The organism is Calidithermus terrae (assembly GCF_003574345.1).
Classification (GTDB): Bacteria; Deinococcota; Deinococci; order Deinococcales; family Thermaceae; genus Calidithermus; species Calidithermus chliarophilus.
In genome coordinates, this window is record NZ_QXDL01000464.1 from 1 (window position 1) to 689 (window position 689).

General features: G+C 76.1%; 1 protein-coding gene. It reads left to right on the plus strand.

Annotated features, from left to right (window positions below; translation table 11 throughout):
- The coding region (locus tag Mterra_RS22755) for a PP2C family protein-serine/threonine phosphatase (protein WP_170159790.1) at nt 1–577 on the plus strand (577 nt) is incomplete at its 5' end.
- Nucleotides 578–689 lie beyond the last annotated feature (112 nt).

Consider the following 689-nt stretch of genomic DNA (forward strand, 5'->3'; position numbering starts at 1 on the left):
GGTCATCGACGCCTCGGGCAGCATGGACGAGGCCGGCAAGCTGCAGGCCGACTGGGCGGTGCGGCTGGTGTGGGAGGCCAACGCCGCCGTGCTGCAGGCCCTGGCCGGGCGGGACGGCGGCTGCACCCTGAGCGGCGTGCTCTTCGTGGGGGCGCGCTATGCCTTAGCCCACGTCGGCGACACCCGCGTGTACCTGTGGGGCGGGGCGGGCCTGCGGCAGCTCACGCGCGACCACTCCCTCGTCGCGGCCATGCTCGCCAGCGGGATGCTCACCGACGACGAGGCCCAGGGCCACCCCGACCGCAACAAGGTGCTGCGCTCGCTGGGCAACCTGCGCCAGCCCCAGCCCGACTACGTCGACACCCTGCCCGGAAGCCCCACCGCGGTGCTGGCCCCGGGCGAGGCGCTGGTGCTGGTGTCGGACGGGGTGTGGGGCGAGGTCAGCGACGGGCACATGGCCGAGATCCTCTCCGGCAGCCCCACCCCCCAGGCCGCCGCCCAGGCCCTGGTGCAGGCGGCGCTCGAGGCCGGGGCCCCCGACAACGCTACCGCCCTGCTGGTGCGGCGGGTCGCCTGAGCCATGAGACCGAGCCTGCGCACCTTCGCCGCCCTGGGCGCCGCCGGCTGCGTGCTGGGCGGGTTGCTGGGCGAGTGGCTGTTCCCGCCCCGCCCAGCACGCAGCCGGCGGC